This window comes from Microbacterium sp. SORGH_AS_0428, from assembly GCF_031453615.1.
Classification (GTDB): Bacteria; Actinomycetota; Actinomycetes; order Actinomycetales; family Microbacteriaceae; genus Microbacterium.
In genome coordinates this window covers 438,791-458,214 of the sequence record NZ_JAVIZT010000001.1, presented here as the reverse complement: position 1 = coordinate 458,214, position 19,424 = coordinate 438,791, and the positions used below count along the sequence as shown (strand labels likewise).

Below are 19,424 nucleotides of genomic sequence, written 5' to 3'. Positions count from 1 at the left end.
TGACCGCGAATCAGTCTAGAGGCGCGGGGTCTCGGCTCACGGGAGCACGACGACCTGTGCGCCGAACACGAGACCGGCGCCGAAGCCGATCTGTAGCGCGAGGCCGCCGCTGAGTTCGGGGTGCTCTTCGAGTAGGCGGTGGGTGGCGAGCGGAACGGAGGCCGCAGAGGTGTTGCCCGTGGTCTCGATGTCGCGACCGATGAGAACAGTGTCCGGCAGCCCCAGCTGCTTGGCGAACTCGTCGATGATGCGCATGTTGGCCTGGTGGGGCACGAACGCGGCGAGATCGGATGCGGCGACGCCGGCCTCCTCGAGGGCCTGACGTGCGACCTTCACCATCTCCCACACGGCCCACCGGAACACGGTCGGGCCCTCTTGGCGGAGCGTGGGCCAGGGCGAGGTGCCGTCGCGAAACTCGACGAGCGTGGCATCCATGCCCACCGCATCCGCCTTGGAGCCGTCGGATCCCCAGATGGTGGGTCCGATCGCCGGGGTGTCGCTCGGCCCGATCACCACCGCGCCGGCGCCGTCACCGAGCAGGAACGAGATGGTCCGGTCGGTGGGATCGACGACGTCGGAGAGCTTCTCCGCGCCGATCACGACGGCGTAGTGCGCGACACCCGCGCGGATGAGCGCATCGGCCTGGGCGACGCCGTAGGTGAAGCCCGCGCACGCGGCGTTCGAGTCGTACGCCGCCGCGGGGTTCGCCCCGATCCGGTCGGCGACGACTGCCGACATCGAGGGCGTCTGTCGGACGTTGCTGATCGTCGCGACGATGACGAGGTCGATCAGCTCGGGAGCCACGCCCGAGCGCTCGACAGCCTCTTTCGCGGCGGTCGTTGCGAGGTCGGTGGCGCTCGTGGTCGCATTGGCGCGCACGCGCGTGACGATGCCGGTGCGCTGGCGGATCCACTCGTCGCTCGAGTTGATCGGCTCGATGAGGTCGTCGTTGGGAACGGCGTTCTCGCCGCGTGCGGCGCCGTAGGAGAGGATGCGCGTGTACTGCGGACCCGTGGTCTGGCGCAGGGTGGGGGCGGTCATGCGTTCTCCTCCGAGAGCAGTGCGACGGCCGCATCCAGGTCGTCCGGGGTTTTGACGGCGACGGCGGGTACGCCGCGCAGTCCGCGCTTGGCGAGACCGGTGAGGGTGCCGGCGGGCGCGAACTCGATGAGGCCGGTGACACCCGCCTCTGCGAAGGCGGCCATGTCGAGGTCCCAGCGCACCGGGGACGCGACCTGGCCTACCAGCAGCTCCAGCGCTCTCGCGCCGTCGGTGACCGTGGAGCCGTCCTTGTTCGTCCAGAGGGTGAGGGTCGGGTCGGATGCGGTGAGTTCCGCCGCCGCAGCCGCGAGCGCCTCGACGGCGGGCTGCATGTAGCGCGTGTGGAACGCGCCCGCGACCTGCAGCGCAACGACGCGCGTGCCCCGGGGGGCTTCTGCGGCGAGCTCGGCGAGCGCGCGGGTGGCGCCGGCCGCGACGATCTGGCCGCCGCCGTTGTAGTTGGCCGGGGTGAGGTCCAGCTCGGCCAGGCGGGCGAGGACGGCTTCCTCGTCTCCGCCGAGGACGGCGCTCATCCCCGTCTCGGCCTGCGCTGCGGCATCGGCCATGGCGCGTCCGCGCACCCCGACCAGGCGCAGAGCGGAGACGTCGTCGATCACACCGGATGCGGCGAGGGCGGCGACCTCGCCGACCGAGTGCCCGGCGACACCAGTGGGAAGGCCCGCCGCGCGCGCGACGAGTGCGTGCCAGGAGATCAGGCTGGCGGCGACGATGAGCGGCTGCGCCACTTTCGTGTTACGGATCGCGTCGGCGTCCCACTCGGTGCCCGCCGCGGCGAGATCGACCTGTGCGGCTTCGGAAAGCTCGTCGAGCCGGGCGGCGACGCCGTCCAGCTCCAGCCACGGGGAGAGGAACCCGGGCGTCTGGGAGCCCTGCCCGGGGAAAAGACCGATGATCACCGTTCTATCCTGCCAATCTCCCCGACGGGGGTATGGATGTCATGCGACAAGAAACGCGGGTTCCTTTGCAGATACCCGCCAATTATCAGCGCGGGCGGCGTGTCCCGGCCGCGCGGCGGCGCGTGTTGTCCGTTCCGATGGCACCCAGTACGAGGGCGGTCTGGAGGATCAACGCTTCGCGCGGCCCCGTCGCATCCCAGCCGATGACGTCGGACACGCGCTTCAGCCGGTACCGGACGGTGTTGGGATGAACGAAGAGCTCACGTGCGGTCGCCTCGAGCGACCGGCCGTTGTCGAGGTAGCTCCACAGGGTCGTGACGAGGTCGGAGCTGTGCGCCTTGAGGGGGCGGTAGATGCGCTCGACGAGCGTGTGCTTGGCGAGCGGATCGCCCGCGAGCGCGCGCTCGGGCAGCAGGTCGTCGGCCTCGACCGGACGGGGGGCGTTGCGCCAGGCGCGGGCGACGGCGAAGCCGGCGAGGGCGGCGCGGGCGCTCTGACCCGCGTCGACGAGGGCGGGAACCGTCGGACCGAGAACGAGGTGGCCGGTGCCGAAGCCGGGCTCGAGGCGCCGCGCGATCTCGGGGAAGGGGAGCTCGGACTGCTCGTCGCCACCGGCGCGGTGGTCGGCGTCGGTGCGGCCGATCACGAGCACGAGACGGGATCCCTGCACGCCCACCAGGACGTCGACGCCGAGCTTGCGCGCCATGCGCCGCAGCTGGTCGACGTCGAACTGGGGCGGGGTCGTACCGACGAGGACGGAGACCTCGCCGTGCCCGTGCCAGCCCAGCGCGGCGATGCGGCTCGGGAGCTCTTCGTCGGCTTCGCCCGTGAGGATCGAGTCGACCACGAGAGCCTCGAGCCGTGCGTCCCAGAGCCCGCGCGCCTCTGCGGCACGCGCGTAGACGTCGGCGGCCGTGAAGGCGAGTTCGCGGGAGTAGAGCAGGATCGCCTCGCGCAGGTCCTCACCGCGGCCCGCGACGCGCTCCTCGGTGACCTCGACGGTGACGCGGATGAGCTGCAGCGTCTGCTGCAGACTCACCGACCGCAGCAGCTCGCGGGGAGCCGCGGCGAAGATGTCCGCCGCGATCCACGGTGTCGCCGTCGGATCGTCGTACCACTGGATGAACGAGGTGATGCCGGCCTGTGCCACGAGGCCCACCGACGACCGCCTGGCCGGCGGCATGTCCGCGTACCAGGGCAGCGTGTCCTCGAGGCGCTTGAGAGTGACCGTGGCCAGATCCCCGGAGATGCGTCGCAACCAGGCGAGTGTCTCCGTCTTGTCCGACGACGACTCCGGGGATCGGCTCATTCTCAGCTCTCGCCGCCGGCGTTGCCGGACGTTCCGGCGTTCACGTCGTGCAGACGGTACTTCTCGATCGCCTGACCGATGACGGAGCGGTCGAGGCGTCCCTCATCCACCAGGCCCTGCAGGGTGCGCACGACGATCGAAGGACCGTCGATCTTGAAGAAGCGACGTGCGGCCGCGCGGGTGTCCGAGAAGCCGAAGCCGTCGGCGCCCAGGGTGAGGTAGCGCCCGGGGACCCACTGACGAATCTGGTCCTGCACGGCGTGCATGAAGTCGCTCACACCCACCACCGGACCCTGCGCGTCGCGCAGCTTCTCGGTCAGGTACGCGGTGCGCGGTTCCGCCTCCGGGTGGAGGAAGTTGTGCTCCTCGGCGGCGAGGCCGTCGTTGCGCAGCTCCGACCAGGACGTCACCGACCAGACGTCGGCGCTCACGCCCCAGTCCTCGCTCAGCAGCTTCTGCGCCTCGAGCGCCCACGGCACACCCACGCCGGAGGCGAGGATCTGCGCGCGGTGTCCGTCGCCGGAGCCCTCCGAGATGCGGTGGATGCCGCGCACGATGCCGTCGACGTCGACACCCTCCGGCTCGGCCGGCTGCACGATGGGCTCGTTGTAGACCGTGATGTAGTACATGACGTTCGGGTCGGGGTGGTTGCCGCCGTACATGCGGTCGATGCCCGAGCGCACGATGTGGGCGATCTCGTATCCGTAGGCCGGGTCGTAGGAGACGGTTGCCGGGTTCGTCGAGGCGAGCAGGTGCGAGTGACCGTCGGCGTGCTGGAGTCCTTCACCTGTCAGCGTCGTGCGCCCGGCGGTCGCGCCGATGATGAAGCCGCGACCCATCTGGTCGCCGACGGCCCACTGGGCGTCGCCGGTGCGCTGGAAGCCGAACATCGAGTAGAAGATGTAGACCGGGATGAGCGGCTGGCCATGCGTCGCATACGCGGTGCTCGTCGCGGTGAACGCCGCCATGGCGCCGGCCTCGTTGATGCCGACGTGCATGATCTGGCCCTGCGGGCTCTCCTTGTAGGCCAGGAGCAGCTCGCGGTCGACCGAGGTGTAGTTCTGGCCGTTCGGGTTGTAGATCTTCGCGGTCGGGAAGTACGCGTCCATACCGAACGTGCGAGCCTCGTCCGGGATGATCGGAACGATCCGCTCGCCGAATCCCTTGACCCGCAGCAGGTCCTTCAGAAGCCGGACGAACGCCATGGTCGTCGCGATCTCCTGCGTTCCCGAACCCTTCTTCGGCAGCGCATACGCCTTGTCGTCCGGCAGTTCGAGGCCGACGTGCGTGGTGCGGCGCTCGGGCAGGAATCCGCCGAGCTTGCGGCGACGCTCCACCATGTACTGGATCGTCTCGTCCTGCGCTCCGGGGTTGTAGTACGGAGGCTGGTAGGGGTTCTCCTCGAGCTGCGCGTCCGAGACCGGAATGTGCATCGCGTCGCGGAAGTGCTTCAGGTCGTCGAGGGTCATCTTCTTCATCTGGTGGGTCGCGTTGCGGCCCTCGAAGTGCGGACCCAGGCCGTAGCCCTTGATGGTGTGGGCGAGGATGACGGTCGGCTGCCCCTTGTGCTCGACAGCCGCCTTGAACGCCGCGTAGACCTTGCGGTAGTCGTGGCCGCCGCGCTTGAGGTTCCAGATCTGGTCGTCGGTGTAGTCCTTGACCAGGGCGGCGGCGCGCTCGTCGCGGCCGAAGAAGTTCTCGCGGATGTACGCGCCGTTCTCGGCCTTGTACGTCTGGAAGTCACCGTCGGGGGTGACGTTCATGAGGTTGAGCAGCGCGCCTTGGTCATCGTTGGCGAGCAGCGAGTCCCACTCGCGGCCCCAGATGACCTTGATGACGTTCCAGCCTGCGCCGCGGAAGAAGCTCTCCAGCTCCTGGATGATCTTGCCGTTGCCGCGGACGGGGCCGTCGAGGCGCTGCAGGTTGCAGTTGACGACGAAGGTCAGGTTGTCCAGACCCTCGTTCGCGGCGACCTGGAGCTGACCGCGGCTCTCGACCTCATCCATCTCACCGTCGCCGAGGAACGCCCAGACGTGCGAGTCGGACAGATCCTTCATGCCGCGGTTGGTGAGGTACTTGTTCGTCATCGCCTGGTAGATGGCGTTGATGGGTCCGAGACCCATCGAGACGGTGGGGAACTGCCAGTACTCGGGCAGCAGGCGCGGGTGCGGATACGAGGGGAGCCCGAGGGGAGCTGCCGACTTCTCCTGGCGGAAGCCGTCGAGCTGCTGCTCGCTGAGGCGACCCTCGAGGAACGAGCGCGCGTACATGCCGGGGGAGGCGTGGCCCTGGAAGAAGACCTGGTCTCCGCCGTGGGGGTCGTCGAGCCCGCGGAAGAAGTGGTTGAAGCCGACCTCGTAGAGCGCTGCCGAGGAGGCGTACGTCGAGATGTGGCCGCCGACGCCGATGCCCGGGCGCTGCGCGCGGTGCACGGTCATGGCAGCGTTCCAGCGGATCCACGCGCGGTAGCGGCGCTCGATCTCCTCGTCGCCGGGGAAGTCGGGCTCGTTCTCGGGAGCGATCGTGTTGATGTAGTCGGTGGTGGGAACCATCGGCACACCGAGGTGAAGTTCACGCGAGTCTTGAAGGAGGCTCAGCATGATCTCGCGACCGCGCCCGCGGCCCTTGGCCTGGACGAGCTGCTCCAGCGACTCACGCCATTCCGCGGTCTCTTCCGGATCGCTGTCGAGGGGGCCCTGCGAGTACGGATCCTGTTGGTTGACAGTCACGAGACGCCTTTCATCACACGGCAGGTCTTGCCGGAAGGAACCATCGGGTTGGTGCGAGCCTTGTCGGCAGTGGACAAATGCACCGTCGTCCAGCTTAGCGAGTGTGTAGACGCCCCCGGGTGACATGGCGGATCGGGCTCGGGGCTGCTGCCGCCTAGACTGTTCCCGAAGGGCCTTTAGCTCAGCTGGTAGAGCGCCACGTTTACACCGTGGATGTCGTCGGTTCGATCCCGGCAGGGCCCACCGAGCGAGGGGCCCCGCGCGTCGCGAAGGCGACGTGTGGGGTAGCACGGGGGAGGCCCACCGAGCGAGGGGCCCCGCGCGTCGCGAAGGCGACGTGTCAGCAGCCGGGGCCGCGCGGGTTCTGTGCGCAGGTCTTGTCGACGAGGGCCGTGCGAGCTTCGAGGACGCGCAACGTCTGCGGCGCCGCATCCGCGACCACGGTGCCATTGACCGCTCGCGTCGTGACGCCGAAGTCGACGAGGGCCGCGTAGGCCACGCTCACGGTGACGGTGTACTCCCCGGGCGAGGTGAAGGTATGGCTCGTGGCGGTCGGCGTGAACTGCGCTTGTCCCAGGGCGGCCCACGACGCGCCGCCGGTCGAGGAGGTGCTCGTCGCTCCGTCGCCATAGTCGAACCGGAATCCGACAGGGCTGAAGCGAACGATGACCGGGCGTCCGAACAGGGTGCCGGCGACCGTGTGCTCGGACGCTCCCGCGATCACGTTGGTGGGCAGCCCCGCCACGCCGAGCCCCGCGGGCTCGGCGGCGAAGGACGGCTGCTGCGGAGTGAACGCCGCGAGATCGGCGACTGTGACAGCGGGGATGTCTTCGCTGGGCTCGTCCTGCGGGATCTGTTCGTAGAGCAGATCCATGCCGAAGGGGGTCTTCGGTTGCGCAGGCGCCGTCCCACCGTTTCCGGGTCCGCTCGTCGGGATCCACTCCGATCCGCCGCCGTTGGCTCCCGGCTGCGTTTGCGTCCCTTCCACGATGACGGACGTGCCGTCCGTGCTGGTCCAGCAGCCGTCGATCAGCGCATTTGATGATTCGCAGGCCGACGACTGCGCGACGCCTAGCATGGTTGCGGCTATAAACCACGCAGTAAGCGAACCCCTCAACATGCGAGCGGCTCCGTGCTGGCGCCAATCTTGGTCACCTTGTTCTGCTCAACGTCCACCATCACGTCGAGGGGCTGGACGTCCGGACGCCGATCTGTGACGAGCGACGTCCCCTTTGCGTCGACAATCTCTACTTTCGACACGTCGTAGCAAACTTGCAGGGTGGCAATCGGTTCTAGCCAATCCGCGCCCGCAACCTGTGTCACCTCGACCTCGCCAGTTTTGCTAAATCCTTCGGCGTGATAGCCAGAAAAAGTCTCTCGATCGGATGCATTGAGATCACCGCTAGTGAGGCCATAGAACGGCTCGAAGGTCGCGGGGTCGCTGAGGTCGACGTTGTTGAGCGCGTCGATGTATGCGCGGTAGGTCGCCTCGGCGGCGGCGAAAGCCTCCGCCTCGGAAGCGAAGCCCGTCGGGGTGGGGGTCGACTCGGGCGTCGGTGTCATGCAGCCGGACACGCTCAGCGTGACGAACAGGCCGATCATGGCCGTAATCGAGACGTGACGCCGGGACATGCCGACACGGTAGCCGCGAGCGGGTGCCCTCGGCAGGGCTTATCCACAGCCGCAGGGCAGCCGCATCCGCCCGGGACTCGCGCGTTCCGCGTCCCGAGCGTCGGAGATTTGCGCCGATGTCGGAGGATTGGGGCGGAAACCTCCGACGCAAGGCCGAATCTCCGACGTGCGCGCGGCGGATACGCGCGGACAGGCGTCGGGCAGGCGTCCGGCTGACACCACGAGCGTCGGAGATTCGCTCTGATGTCGGAGGATTCGGGCGAAAACCTCCGACGGAACGCTGAAACTCCGACGTGCGCGCGGCGAATGGGTGCACCGCGCCGACGTGCGCGCGCCCAGCACCTGCCCCGCCGGAGCCGGGGCCGGGGGAGGAGAGGTCAGCCCCAGCGGCGCACGGCCCAGCGCTGCACGAGAGCGAGCAGGGAGTCGGTGAGCTTGCCGAACACCGCGAGCAGGATGATCGCCAGCACGATCTGGTCGACGCGTCCCGTGTTCTGGCCGCGCAGCAGCAGGAATCCGAGCCCCATGGATGCGCCGAGGAGCTCGGCGGCGACGAGGAAGAGCCACGCCTGCACGAGCGCCAGGCGCAGCCCGGAGAAGAGCGCGGGCAGAACCGCGGGCAGCTGCACCGTGAAGAACAGGCGCAGGCCGGTGTAGCCGAAGGAGCGGCCCATCTCGACCAGTTGCGCATCGACGTGACGCAGCGCGAGCGAGACCGTGGTGAACACGGGGAAGAACGCGCCGATCGCGATGAGGATGATCTTCGACTGCTCGCCGACCTGGAACCACACGATCAGCAGGGGCACCCACGCGAGGCTGGGAACGGCTCGGATCACGCCGAGCGTGGGGGAGAGCAGCGCGTCCCAGAACCGCGACAGGCCGATGAGACCGCCGAGAGAGATGCCGAGCAGTGCGCCGACGCTGAACCCGATGATCACGCGCTGGACGGAGATCGCGATGAACTGCCAGAGCTCTCCCCGCTGGGCGAGATCCACACCCGCGGTTACGACCGCCTCGGGGCTCGGGAACTTGTACCCCGGGACGATGGGTGCTGCGGGGTTGGTGAGAAGGAACCACAGCGCGACGAGCGCGACCGGCACCACCCAGCCCAGAAGGGCGCGCACACCGCGTCGCGACAGCGGTCCGCGTGCGGATGCGGTCTGCCCGGCGCGAGGGGCGGTACCGGTCGTGCTCATCGTCGTGTGGTCCTCTCGGATGCGGGACTCAGCCCTTGGCCTTCTCGGCGAACTGCGGCGCGAACAGGGTGTCCAGCGCCGTGTCCACCTTGTCCTGCGAGGTCACATCGCCCAGCGAGACCTGGATCGCGCCGATGGGCGCGAGCACGACTGCCAGCGCGGAGCCGGGCACGGGATCGACATCGAGGCCCTCGCGCTCGTCGATGACCTTCTGCGCGACGGTGGGGTCGATCGCGGCGGCGTCGGCGAGGATCTGCGCGGTCTTGTCGGGGTTCTCCAGCGCCCAGGCGCGCGCACGCTCGTAGGCGTCGACGACGACCTGCACGATCTCGGGGTGGTCCTTGATGATCGACTCGGTGGCGTTCAACACGCTGTACGAGTTGAAGTCGAGGTTGCGGTACAGGAGCTTCGCGCCGCTGGCCTCCGCCGAGGCCATGATCGGGTCCAGGCCCGCCCACGCCTGCACGGAGCCGCCCTGGAGCGCCGCCCAGCCGTCGGCGTGGATGAGGTTCTGCACGGTGACGTCGTCGATCGACAGGCCCTCTGCCTCGAGTGCCTGCACGAGGAAGAAGTACGGGTCGGTGCCGAGGGCGGCGGCGACCGACTTGCCCTTCAGATCGGCCACCGAGGTGATGTCGGAGTCTGCGGGAACGACGAGCGCCGACCACTCGGGCTGCGCGACGACATCCACGATCTGCTGCGGAACGCCGTTGGCACGAGCGAGGAGCGCGGCGGAGCCGGCCGTGGACCCGAAGTCGATGGCCCCGGCGCGCAGCGCCTCGTTGGCCTTCGACGAACCCAGCGACTGCACCCACTCGACGTTGTAGCCGTCGGCCTCGAGCCACCCCTGGTCCTTGATGATGAGGCTGAGCGGGTTGTAGGTGGCCCAGTCGAGCTTGATGGTGACGTCGGATGCGGCGGCGTCGCTGCCCGCGGGAGCGGGAGCGTCCTCCCCGGCGACGCAGCCCGAAAGGACGACGGCGGCGACGGCGAAGCCGGCGAAGGCACCGAGGAAACGGCGTGAGCGGGACATGAGGGCCTCTCGATTGCTGTGGAAAGGAAGGGATGCGAAGGGATGCGTCAGTGCGCGTGGCGATCGATGCCGAGCGCGCCGAGGAGATCGGCGCGGAGCTCAGCGAGCTCCGCTGAGCCGCGATCGCGCGGCCGGCTTCCAGGAACCGTCACCAGGCGCTGGATGCGGGCGCCCGCCGAACCCGTCTCGACTCCGAGCACGATGACCCGGTCGGCGACCTGGAGGGCCTCATCGACGTCGTGCGTGACCAGAAGCGTGGTCGTCGGCGCTTCGTCGAGGATCGAGAGCAGAAGATCCTGCATCTTGAGCCGCGTGAGCGCATCGAGGGCTCCGAACGGCTCGTCGAGCAGGAGCACGCCGGGCCGCCGCGCGAGCGCGCGGGCGAGCGAGGTTCGCTGCGCCATTCCCCCCGAGATCTCGCGGGGACGGTGGTTCGCGAAGGCGGTGAGTCCGATGAGCTCGAGCAGCGATCCGATGCGCTGCGAACGTTCGTCGCGGGAGAGACCGGAAGGCAGCCCCAGCGCGATGTTCTCCGACACCGATCGCCACGGCAGCAGGCGCGGCTCCTGGAAGCCGATGGCGACGCGGGCGTCGTGCGCCGCCACGGGCTCGCCGTCGATCGACACCGCCCCGTCGCTCGCGCGGTCGAGCCCCCCGGCGATGCGCAGCAGCGTCGACTTGCCCGAGCCGGAGGCACCCAGAATCGCGACCAGCTCGCCCGGCTCGACCGTGAGATCGATCCCCTCGAGCACGACGTGCGTGCCGAAGGTGCGACCAAGGCCGTCGAAACGCAGACGGGATGCGGGCGCTCCCGCATCCGGGTGGACGCGGTCCGTGGCGACGGCGGTGCTCATGGCGGGCTCCTCGGGGCGGACGGGGATCGAGTCCCGAAACTAACGAGCCTGGTCGGCCGGAGCACACCGGCCGACACGGGAGGTAACAAGCCGTCACCGCACCGCCGCCGTGGTGCGGTGTGCGCTGGCGTAGGTTGGAGGGGTGAACGCTGCCCACGCTGACCAGTTGCGCCTGTTGGATCTCGCCGACATCGACGCCCGCCGCGCGCAGGCCGATCACGCCCGACGCAATCCTCCGCAGGCTGCGCGCATCGGTGAGCTCGTGAAGGCCAAGCAGCAGCTCGCCCAGGAGCTCGCCGCACGCCAGAACGTCGTCGACGATGTCACCGTGGAACTGCGACGCGTGGAGGGTGATGTGGCGCTGGTCGTCGCGCGTCGTCAGCGTGACGAGCAGCTTCTGCAGAAGACCGCGAGCGCCAAGGACGCCGTCGGCCTCGAGCGGGAGCTGGCGTCGCTGATCCGTCGTCAGAACGAGCTCGAGGAGACGCAGCTCGAGCTCATGGAGCGTCTCGAAGCCGCGGAGGCTGCCGTGGTGGAGCAGCAGCAGCTCGTGGCCGGGAACAACGACGAGGGATCGCGCCTCTCCGCGGAGGCGAAGGAGACCGTGGAGGCCGCGTCCGCTCTTGAGCAGCAGCTCGGCCGCGACCGCGCGGCCGTCGCCGATTCCGTTCCGGAGCAGCTCCTCGCGCTGTACGAGAAGCTGGCGACCCGCTCGGCTGGTGCGGCGCTGTTCCAGGCCCGTACCTGCGGCGGCTGCCACATGGTGCTCTCCGGCACCGACCTCGCGGCCCTGCGGCAGGTGGCCGACGACGTCGTGGCGACATGCCCGGAGTGCGGCTGCATCCTCGTGCGCACCGCCGAGTTGGGGTTGTGATCCGCCGCGGTCGGATGAGATGACCGGCCGCGAAGCCGCGTCGTCGTCCTGGCGCATCGTCGCCACGGACGGCGTCCGTGAGGTTTCCCCAGACGCGCCGACACCCACCCGCTGGGTGTGGGCCGACACCGCCGCGAGTTACCCCGCGATCCTCGCGGCGGGGGAGCGGGTCGCGCGCGCGTGGGATGTGCGGCTCGCGCGCCGCATCCTGCGCCACAGTCCGCTGAGTCCCGCGAGTGTGCCGTGGACCGCGACTGACAGGTGGGATCTCGCTCCGACCGTCGCGGACAGCGGCGAGGCGTTGTTCGCGTTCGACGAGGTACCCGCCTTCGGTCTCGATGAGGTCGAGGCCGAGTGGCGCGCCCAGAGGGCGGCGATCGCGGCTTCCCGCGACCCGGGACGATTGATGCTGCTCGTCACGGCGGAGTCGGCCGGTGCACTGGTTGCCGCTGAGATGCACGCGGCGGGGCTGCCGTGGCATCGTGCGACCCACGAACGGATCCTCGTCGATACGCTCGGCCGCCGCCCCGCGGCAGGCGGTGCGCCCGACCGCATGCGTGAGGTGGGCGAACGGGTGCGTGCGGCGCTCGGCGACGCGTCGCTGTCGCTGGATTCTCCGCCGCGGGTGCTGCGCGCGCTGCATCGGGCCGGGCTGACCGTCGGCTCGACGAGCAAATGGGAGCTCGCGCACATCGAGCATCCGGTGGTGGAGCCGCTTCTGGAGTACAAGAAGCTCGCACGGCTGTACACGGCCAACGGGTGGGCCTGGCTCGACGAGTGGGTGCGGGCCGATCGCTTTCGACCCGTGTACGTGCCGGCAGGTGTCGTGACAGGTCGATGGGCATCGAGCGGCGGGGGAGCGCTGCAGATTCCGCGGCAGCTGCGCCCGGCCGTACGCCCCGATCCGGGATGGGTCATCGTGGATGCGGATGTGGCCCAGCTCGAGCCACGGGTGCTCGCCGCGATGGCGCGCGACACGCGGATGGCGGAGGCGGCGCGCGGACGGGATCTGTACGAGGGGATCGTCGCGACCGGCGCGGTCGCGACCCGCGAGGAGGCCAAGTACGCGATGCTCGGCGCGATGTACGGCGCGACCACGGGCGACAGCGGACGCCTCGTGCCGCGCCTGCGCCAGACCTTCCCGACGGCCATGGCGCTCGTAGACGCTGCCGCCGTCGCGGGAGAGGACGGCCGGGGCGTCGCCACCTGGCTCGGGCGCGGCACGCCCGACGCGGAGGCGTCATGGCTCGCTCTGCAGGCGCGCGCGAGCGAAGCGGATGTGGAGCCGGGTGTGCGCGAGGGCGCGCTGCGCGCGGCCCGTGAACGCGGCCGCTTCACGAGGAACTTCGTCGTGCAGGGCACGGCGGCCGAGTGGGCGTTGTGCTGGCTTGCCGAGATTCGGCGGCGTCTGGACGCGCTGCCTTCCTCGGCCGGAGCGCTCGCAGCCGCATCCGGACCGGTGTTCGCGGATCGCGCGCATCTCGTGTTCTTCCTCCACGACGAGGTGATGGTGCACGCCCCGGGGGAACTGGCCGATGCGGTCGTGCAGGCGGTGACCGAGGCCGCCGAGGCGGCCGGGCGTCTGCTGTTCGGCACGTTTCCGATCGACTTCCCGCTGGATGTGGAGGTCATCCGCCACGAACCGGAGGATGCCGGCCGCCCCCGGTAGACTCGGAAGGCGAATGGGTCGGCTGGACGGTCGCGTCGCGGGTAACCGCGCCGAGGAACGTCCGGGCTCCGTAGGGCAGGGCGGTGGGTAACACCCACCCGGAGCAATCCGCGAGACAGTGCCACAGAGAGCAGACCGCCCGGGCTTCGGCCCGGGTAAGGGTGAAAGGGTGGTGTAAGAGACCACCGGGGTCGTGGTGACACGACCCGCAAGGTAAACCTCGTCCGGAGCAAGGCCAGACAGGGGATGACGACGCGGCTCGCCGAGTCCCCGGGTAGGCCGCTGGAGCGGCACGGCAACGTGTCGCCGAGAGAGATGACCGTCCACGGGGCGAAAGCCCCCGGACAGAACCCGGCGTACAGGCCGGCCCATTCGCCCCCGCCCGTCGCGCGATCTACACCGCCTGCGACTCGGCGTAGATCCTCTCGCGCAGCTCGTCGAGGTGCCGGTTCGCGTCCACGATCCGGTCGTCGGTGACGCTGTGCCCGTTGGCGGGATGGATGACCAGGTCGTTGAAGCTGCCCATCCCGCCGAAGACGCCGCGCACATCGCCGGGATCACCACCCGCGGCGATCCGATCGGCAGCGCGCGCCGCCCACTGCGCCCAGAAGGTCTCACCCACGGAGGCCAGCAGCGTGTTCAGCTCCCGGAGGGACTGCTCCAACGGCGTGTCGCCCATCGTTCCGGCACCGGCCGGTCACTGACCGGTGACGGTCTCCTCAAGGTCCGGTTCGACGCCCAGCGAGAGCGCTGCCGCGCCGATGATGCCCGCATTGTTGCGGTGCACGGCGGGCACGATCGGCGTGCGCAGCTCGAGCAGATGCAGGAACTTGTCCGCATGCTTCGATACGCCGCCGCCGACGATGAACAGGTCGGGGCTGAAGAGGAACTCGACGTGGGAGTAATACCACTGCAGGCGTTCGGCCCACGCTTCCCAGCTCAGTTCGTCGCGCTCCATGGCGGAGTAGGCGGCGTACGCCTCGGCGTCCTTGCCGTGCTTGGCGCGCTGGAGGTGGCCGAGCTCGCTGTTGGGGATGAGGACGTCGTTGTAGATGACGGCCGAGCCGATCCCGGTACCGAGGGTCGTGAGGATCGTGAGTCCGTCGACGCCCTTCGCGGCGCCGAAGCGCATCTCGGCGACGCCGGCCACATCCGCGTCGTTGGCGAAGTGGATGTCGCGGCCGAGACCTTCCTCGAAGAACTCCTCGGCGGGGAAGTCGATCCACTTGTCGGAGACGTTCGCGGCCGACAGCGTCCGACCGTTCTTCACGATGGCCGGGAAGGCGACGCCGAGCGGGTAGTCGGAGTCCGCCACCTCCAGCGTGTCGAGCACGCTGCGCACCGCATCCAGAACGTCCGTCGGCTCTGCGCCCGCAGGTGTGGACACCTTGATCCGGTCGCTGATCAGCTCGCCCTTCTCGAGGTCGACGATTCCACCCTTGATGCCGGTTCCGCCGATGTCGATACCCACCGCGCGAGACTTCTCTGCTGCCATGGGTTCAGCCTATCCAGCACACGGGTCGTGATCAGTAGGATCGTCTCGAGAGCGATGAGGAGTCTGCCGTGAGCGAAGACAGCGAGAAGTACTGGTACAACCTCACCACCGGCGAGGTGGAGCGAGGTTTCGAGTCCCCGGCGATCGACCGCGCCGGTCCGTTCGACACGGCCGAAGAGGCGGCGAACGCCCCCGAACTGATCAAGCAGCGCTCCGCGCAGTGGGCGGCCGACGACGCCCTCGAGAACGACTGACGCGCCGCTCGGAGCGCACCCCCACCACGTGATCGGGCCCTGACGGGCCGGGAGGAAAAGCATGGACAAGCAGCGCGATTTCGTACTGCGCACGATCGAAGAGCGCGGCGTCAAGTTCATCCGTCTCTGGTTCACCGACGTGATCGGAACCCTGAAGTCGGTGGCGATCGCCCCCGCCGAGGTCGAGGGGGCTTTCACCGAGGGCCTCGGCTTCGACGGTTCCGCGATCGAGGGCCTCACGCGCACCTTTGAGTCCGACCTGCTCGCCCACCCGGATCCCACCACCTTCCAGATCCTGCCGTGGCGCGGCGAGATCGACCCGACCGCGCGCATGTTCTGCGACATCACGACGCCCGACGGCCAGCCCGCCGTCGCCGACCCGCGTCACGTCCTCAAGCGCACTCTCGCGAAGGCCTCGGATGCCGGATTCACCTTCTACACGCATCCGGAGATCGAGTTCTACCTGTTGAAGTCCTCGACCTACGGTCCGAGCGGTCCGGAGCCGGTCGACTCCGCCGGCTACTTCGACAACGTCCCCGGCGGGACGGCCCACGACTTCCGTCGCCGCTCGGTGCGGATGCTGGAAGACCTCGGCATCTCGGTCGAGTTCAGCCACCACGAGGGCGGCCCGGGGCAGAACGAGATCGACCTGCGTTACGCCGACGCGCTGGCGACGGCCGACAACATCATGACCTTCCGCACGGTCATCAAGGAGGTCGCGATCGAGCAGGGCGTCTACGCGACGTTCATGCCCAAGCCGCTCAGCGGGCAGCCGGGCAGCGGCATGCACACGCACATGTCGCTGTTCGAGGGCGACCGCAACGCCTTCTACGAAGAGGGCGCGCAGTACCAGCTCTCCAAGGTCGGCCGTCAGTTCATCGCCGGCCTGCTGCGTCACGCCAACGAGATCTCCGCGGTGACGAACCAGTTCGTGAACTCGTACAAGCGCCTGTGGGGCGGCGACGAGGCGCCCAGCTTCATCAGCTGGGGTCACAACAACCGCTCGGCTCTTGTCCGGGTGCCGCTCTACAAGCCCAACAAGGGCGGCTCCTCGCGAGTGGAGTACCGCGCTCTCGACTCGGCCGCCAACCCCTACCTCGCGTACGCGCTCATGCTGGCCGCAGGTCTCAAGGGCATCGAGGAAGGCTACGAGCTGCCGCCCGAGGCCGAGGACAACGTGTGGTCGCTGACCGATTCCGAGCGCCGCGCGCTCGGATACGCACCGCTTCCCGCGAGCCTGGATCAGGCCCTGCAGTACATGGAGGAGTCGGAGCTCGTCGCCGAGACGCTGGGCGAGACCGTCTTCACCTACGTGCTCGCCAACAAGCGGCGTGAGTGGGCCGGCTACCGTTCGCAGGTGACGCCCTTCGAGCTGCAGAGCAACCTCGAGATGCTCTGAGCCGGCGATGGCCGGCACGGAGCGCTCCTCGAGCCGAACGGACCTCGTCCGACTCGGGCTCGGTGACCTCGAGGCGGCGGAGCGCGCGTTCGACGAGCTCGTCGAGCTGCTGACGCTCCCTCGCGCCGAGGTGATCACCGATCTCGGCCGGGCCGCAGATCCCGACGGCGCCCTGCGCAGCGCGAGCAGGATCGCACGCCGCAACCCCGATGCCGTCACGGCGACGCTGCGCGACCCGCACGCGCGCCGGGTCTTCTGGCTGCTGCTCGGCGCCTCTGAGGGCTTCGGCGAGTTCTACCTGCGCCACCCCGAAGAGCTCGCGGACCTCTCGACCGCGGGTGAGATCCTGCCGCGCGCGGATGAGATGCAGCGAGAGCTGCAGGAGTCGGTCGGGGCGCAGGACGGCTTCGCCGCATCCGGGGACGAGTCCGCCTGGGTCGCGCTGCGCGTGCGCTACCGCCGGCTGCTGGCACGCATCGCGGCCTTCGACCTGCGAGCCCCGGATGCGATCGACGTGCTCCCCGAGGTCGCCGCAGCCCTCGCGGATGCGGCGGGCGCAGCTCTCGAGGCGTCGCTGAGCGTGGCCCGCACCCGCATCTCGCAGGGAAGGCCCGGCGGTCTGTTCCCGCGGGAACAGGTCGCCGCAACGCGGCTCTCCATCATCGGCATGGGTAAGACCGGCGCCCGCGAGCTGAACTACGTCAGCGACGTCGACGTCATCTTCGTGTGCGGTGCCGCAGACGGGGCCGAGGAGGAGTGGGGCGCGAGTCGCCTCATCGACATCGCGACACGCCTCGCCGTACAGACGATGCAGGGGATCTCGGGGATCGAGATCGAACCTCCGCTGTGGGAGGTCGACGCCAACCTGCGACCCGAGGGCAAGCAGGGCGCGCTCGTACGCACCCTCGAGTCCCACCTCTCGTACTACGACCGCTGGGCGGGCAGCTGGGAGTTCCAGGCGCTCCTGAAGGCGCGGCCGCTCGCGGGCGACCTGGAGCTCGGTCGCGAGTACGTCGCCGCCGTGCAGCCCAAGGTCTGGACGAGCGCCGCGCGCGAGAACTTCGTCGACAGCGTGCAACGCATGCGGGAGCGCGTCACCGACCACATCCCCGCGCACGAGGTGCCGCTGCAGATCAAGCTCGGCCCCGGCGGCATCCGCGACATCGAGTTCACCGTGCAGCTGCTGCAGCTCGTGCACGGGCTCACCGACGACCGCATCCGTCAGCGGGGCACACTGGACGCGCTCGATGCGCTCGTCGCGGAGGGCTACATCGGGCGTGCCGAGGCCGCGGCCTTCGCCCGGGACTACCGGTTCCTTCGAGTGCTCGAGCATCGACTGCAGTTGCGCGGTCTTCGTCGCACCCACCTCATGCCGGAGAAGGACGACGATCGCCGGGTCCTCGCTCGTGCCAGCGGGGTTGCCGACAGTGCCGCCGGAGTCACGGCGGAGTGGGAGCGGGTCAAGCGCGAGGTGCGCGACATCCACGTGCGTCTGTTCTACCGACCGCTCCTCTCCGCCGTCGCAGCCCTCCCGGAGGGCGAGCGCACGCTGTCCGCGGCGCAGGCGCACGATCGTCTGGCGGCCATCGGCTTCCAAGACCCCGCCGGTGCGCTCCGGCACATCGCTGCGCTGACGAGCGGGATCAGTCGGAAGGCCACGATTCAGCGCCACCTGATGCCGATCATGATCCGGTGGTTCGCCGACGGCGTCGATCCCGACTACGGACTGCTGGCGTTCCGTCGCATCAGCGAACGACTGGGGGACACCCCGTGGTTCCTGCGGCTGCTGCGGGACTCGTCGGCGGCGGCCGAAAGCCTCACCCGCGTGCTGTCGGGCTCCCGCTACATCGGCGAGCTCATGGAGTGGATCCCGGAAGCGGCGGCCTGGCTCGACGACCCCGAGCTCCTGCGCCCGCGCAGCGGCGTCGCGCTGCAGACGGAGGCCCGCGCGATTCAGACGCGGCACGACAGCCTCGACGACGCGATGCCGTTCGTCCGTGCCCTGCGACGACGCGAGCTGCTGCGCACCGCGATGGCCGCCGTTCTCGGCGTGCTCACGATCGAAGAGCTCGCGGACTCCCTCAGCACGATCACCGAGGTCACGATCCAGGCGACGCTCCGTGCCGTGCGCCGCGAGGTCGTGCCGCCCGAAGACGACGCACTCGACTTCTCGGTCATCGCGATGGGACGCTTCGGCGGACGAGAGCTCGGTTTCGGCTCGGATGCGGACGTGCTGTACGTCTACCGGGCGAACGGCGTCGACCCGGAGCGTGCGCACGCCCTGTCGCTGAAGCTGGTTCAGGGGCTGCGCACCCATTCCGAAGACCATCGCGTTCCGCTCGACCTCGATGCGGACCTGCGCCCCGAGGGGCGCAACGGCCCCCTCGTGCGGTCGCTCGACTCGTACGCGGAGTACTACGGCCGGTGGTCGCTGTCGTGGGAGGCGCAGGCCCTGCTGCGCGCACGCGGCGTCGCGGGCAGCGTGAAGCTCATCGACGCGTTCACGGAACTGGCCGACGGCGTGCGGTACCCGGTGCGGGCGGATCCGCAGGGCGTGCGTGAGATCAAGCGCATCAAAGCGCGCGTCGAGAGCGAGCGGCTTCCGCAGGGCGTCGATCCCTCACGCCATCTCAAGCTCGGTCCCGGCGGCCTCAGCGACGTGGAGTGGCTCGTCCAGCTGCTGCAGCTGCAGCACGCCCACGCCGTGCCGGCACTGCGCACGACCTCGACGACGGATGCCCTGCGCACCGCAGGAGAGGCGGGGCTTCTGCCCGAGAGCGCAGTGCCACGGCTGTACGAGGCGTGGCGGCTCGCCAGCCGCCTGCGCTCGGCGAACACCCTCCTGTCGGCTCAGACGAGCGACGTCCTGCCTGCCGACCGGCGCCGCCTCGACGGCATCGGACGACTCCTGGAGTATCCGCCGCGTTCGGCATCGCGGGTCGAAGAGGACTGGATGCGGGTGGCCCGCCTGTCGCGGCGCGTGTTCGAGAAGCAGTTCTACGGTTGATCGTCCGCGTGGGAC

Annotated in this window: 16 protein-coding genes, 1 tRNA gene and 1 other RNA gene; 7 read left to right on the top strand and 11 right to left on the bottom strand. The window is 69.4% G+C overall.

The annotated features are described in order from the left end of the window. Nucleotides 1–36 precede the first annotated feature (36 nt). From QE374_RS02290 to aceE, 4 genes are all read right to left on the bottom strand, one after another. Nucleotides 37–1,041, bottom strand: coding sequence for a beta-ketoacyl-ACP synthase III (locus QE374_RS02290; RefSeq protein ID WP_309731829.1), 1,005 nt, complete (start codon nt 1,039–1,041; stop codon nt 37–39). Then, nucleotides 1,038–1,958 (bottom strand): ACP S-malonyltransferase, encoded by a 921-nt coding sequence (locus tag QE374_RS02285; RefSeq protein ID WP_309731827.1) that lies wholly within the window; start codon nt 1,956–1,958, stop codon nt 1,038–1,040. The genes QE374_RS02290 and QE374_RS02285 overlap by 4 nt, the downstream gene beginning before the upstream one ends. An 85-nt stretch (nt 1,959–2,043) precedes the next feature. Continuing rightward, nucleotides 2,044–3,267: a CdaR family transcriptional regulator gene (locus tag QE374_RS02280; protein ID WP_137416865.1), complete on the bottom strand. Its 1,224-nt coding sequence runs from the start codon at nt 3,265–3,267 to the stop codon at nt 2,044–2,046. Nucleotides 3,268–3,269: 2 nt separating this feature from the next. Next, on the bottom strand, nt 3,270–5,996 hold the full coding sequence (gene aceE / locus QE374_RS02275; RefSeq protein ID WP_309731822.1) for a pyruvate dehydrogenase (acetyl-transferring), homodimeric type: 2,727 nt from the start codon (nt 5,994–5,996) through the stop codon (nt 3,270–3,272). A 170-nt stretch (nt 5,997–6,166) separates the two neighbouring features. Here aceE and QE374_RS02270 point away from each other — a divergent pair. Beyond that, a tRNA-Val gene (locus tag QE374_RS02270) sits at nt 6,167–6,239 on the top strand. A 97-nt stretch (nt 6,240–6,336) separates the two neighbouring features. Here QE374_RS02270 and QE374_RS02265 read toward each other — a convergent pair. From QE374_RS02265 to QE374_RS02245, 5 genes are all read right to left on the bottom strand, one after another. Further along, nucleotides 6,337–6,870 (bottom strand): PKD domain-containing protein, encoded by a 534-nt coding sequence (locus QE374_RS02265; protein ID WP_309731820.1) that lies wholly within the window; start codon nt 6,868–6,870, stop codon nt 6,337–6,339. Between the two features lie 239 nt (nt 6,871–7,109). Then, a complete protein-coding gene (locus QE374_RS02260; protein ID WP_309731818.1) occupies nt 7,110–7,628 on the bottom strand; it encodes a hypothetical protein in 519 nt (172 codons plus the stop codon). A gap of 377 nt (nt 7,629–8,005) precedes the next feature. Next, a complete protein-coding gene (locus QE374_RS02255) occupies nt 8,006–8,824 on the bottom strand; it encodes an ABC transporter permease (RefSeq protein ID WP_309731817.1) in 819 nt (272 codons plus the stop codon). 28 nt (nt 8,825–8,852) lie between these two features. Beyond that, the gene (locus QE374_RS02250) at nt 8,853–9,857 is read right to left on the bottom strand and encodes an aliphatic sulfonate ABC transporter substrate-binding protein (protein ID WP_309731814.1); all 1,005 of its coding nucleotides are present in this window, start codon (nt 9,855–9,857) and stop codon (nt 8,853–8,855) included. Nucleotides 9,858–9,904: 47 nt separating this feature from the next. After that, nucleotides 9,905–10,711: an ABC transporter ATP-binding protein gene (locus QE374_RS02245; protein WP_309731813.1), complete on the bottom strand. Its 807-nt coding sequence runs from the start codon at nt 10,709–10,711 to the stop codon at nt 9,905–9,907. Nucleotides 10,712–10,853: 142 nt separating this feature from the next. Between QE374_RS02245 and QE374_RS02240 the strand changes: the two genes are divergently transcribed. The 3 genes from QE374_RS02240 (at nt 10,854) to rnpB (ending at nt 13,629) form a co-directional block, all read left to right on the top strand. Then, nucleotides 10,854–11,585, top strand: a complete 732-nt coding sequence (locus QE374_RS02240; protein ID WP_309731811.1) for a C4-type zinc ribbon domain-containing protein — start codon at nt 10,854–10,856, stop codon at nt 11,583–11,585. Between the two features lie 19 nt (nt 11,586–11,604). Next, on the top strand, nt 11,605–13,254 hold the full coding sequence (locus QE374_RS02235) for a bifunctional 3'-5' exonuclease/DNA polymerase (protein ID WP_309731808.1): 1,650 nt from the start codon (nt 11,605–11,607) through the stop codon (nt 13,252–13,254). 14 nt (nt 13,255–13,268) lie between these two features. Beyond that, nucleotides 13,269–13,629, top strand: an RNA gene (gene rnpB, locus QE374_RS02230) — RNase P RNA component class A. A gap of 19 nt (nt 13,630–13,648) precedes the next feature. Here rnpB and QE374_RS02225 read toward each other — a convergent pair. Together QE374_RS02225 and ppgK are read right to left on the bottom strand one after the other, a co-directional pair. Continuing rightward, entirely contained in the window at nt 13,649–13,933 is a 285-nt protein-coding gene (locus tag QE374_RS02225) for a DUF6966 domain-containing protein (RefSeq protein WP_309731806.1), read from the bottom strand. Between the two features lie 18 nt (nt 13,934–13,951). Continuing rightward, nucleotides 13,952–14,749: a polyphosphate--glucose phosphotransferase gene (ppgK, locus tag QE374_RS02220; protein ID WP_309731804.1), complete on the bottom strand. Its 798-nt coding sequence runs from the start codon at nt 14,747–14,749 to the stop codon at nt 13,952–13,954. Nucleotides 14,750–14,817: 68 nt separating this feature from the next. Between ppgK and QE374_RS02215 the strand changes: the two genes are divergently transcribed. The 3 genes from QE374_RS02215 to QE374_RS02205 all read left to right on the top strand — a co-directional run bounded on the left by QE374_RS02215 (nt 14,818) and on the right by QE374_RS02205 (nt 19,409). Continuing rightward, nucleotides 14,818–15,003, top strand: a complete 186-nt coding sequence (locus QE374_RS02215; RefSeq protein WP_137416882.1) for an SPOR domain-containing protein — start codon at nt 14,818–14,820, stop codon at nt 15,001–15,003. Nucleotides 15,004–15,064: 61 nt separating this feature from the next. After that, on the top strand, nt 15,065–16,402 hold the full coding sequence (locus QE374_RS02210; protein WP_309731802.1) for a glutamine synthetase family protein: 1,338 nt from the start codon (nt 15,065–15,067) through the stop codon (nt 16,400–16,402). Nucleotides 16,403–16,409: 7 nt separating this feature from the next. Next, the gene (locus QE374_RS02205; protein WP_309731800.1) at nt 16,410–19,409 is read left to right on the top strand and encodes a bifunctional [glutamine synthetase] adenylyltransferase/[glutamine synthetase]-adenylyl-L-tyrosine phosphorylase; all 3,000 of its coding nucleotides are present in this window, start codon (nt 16,410–16,412) and stop codon (nt 19,407–19,409) included. Nucleotides 19,410–19,424 lie beyond the last annotated feature (15 nt).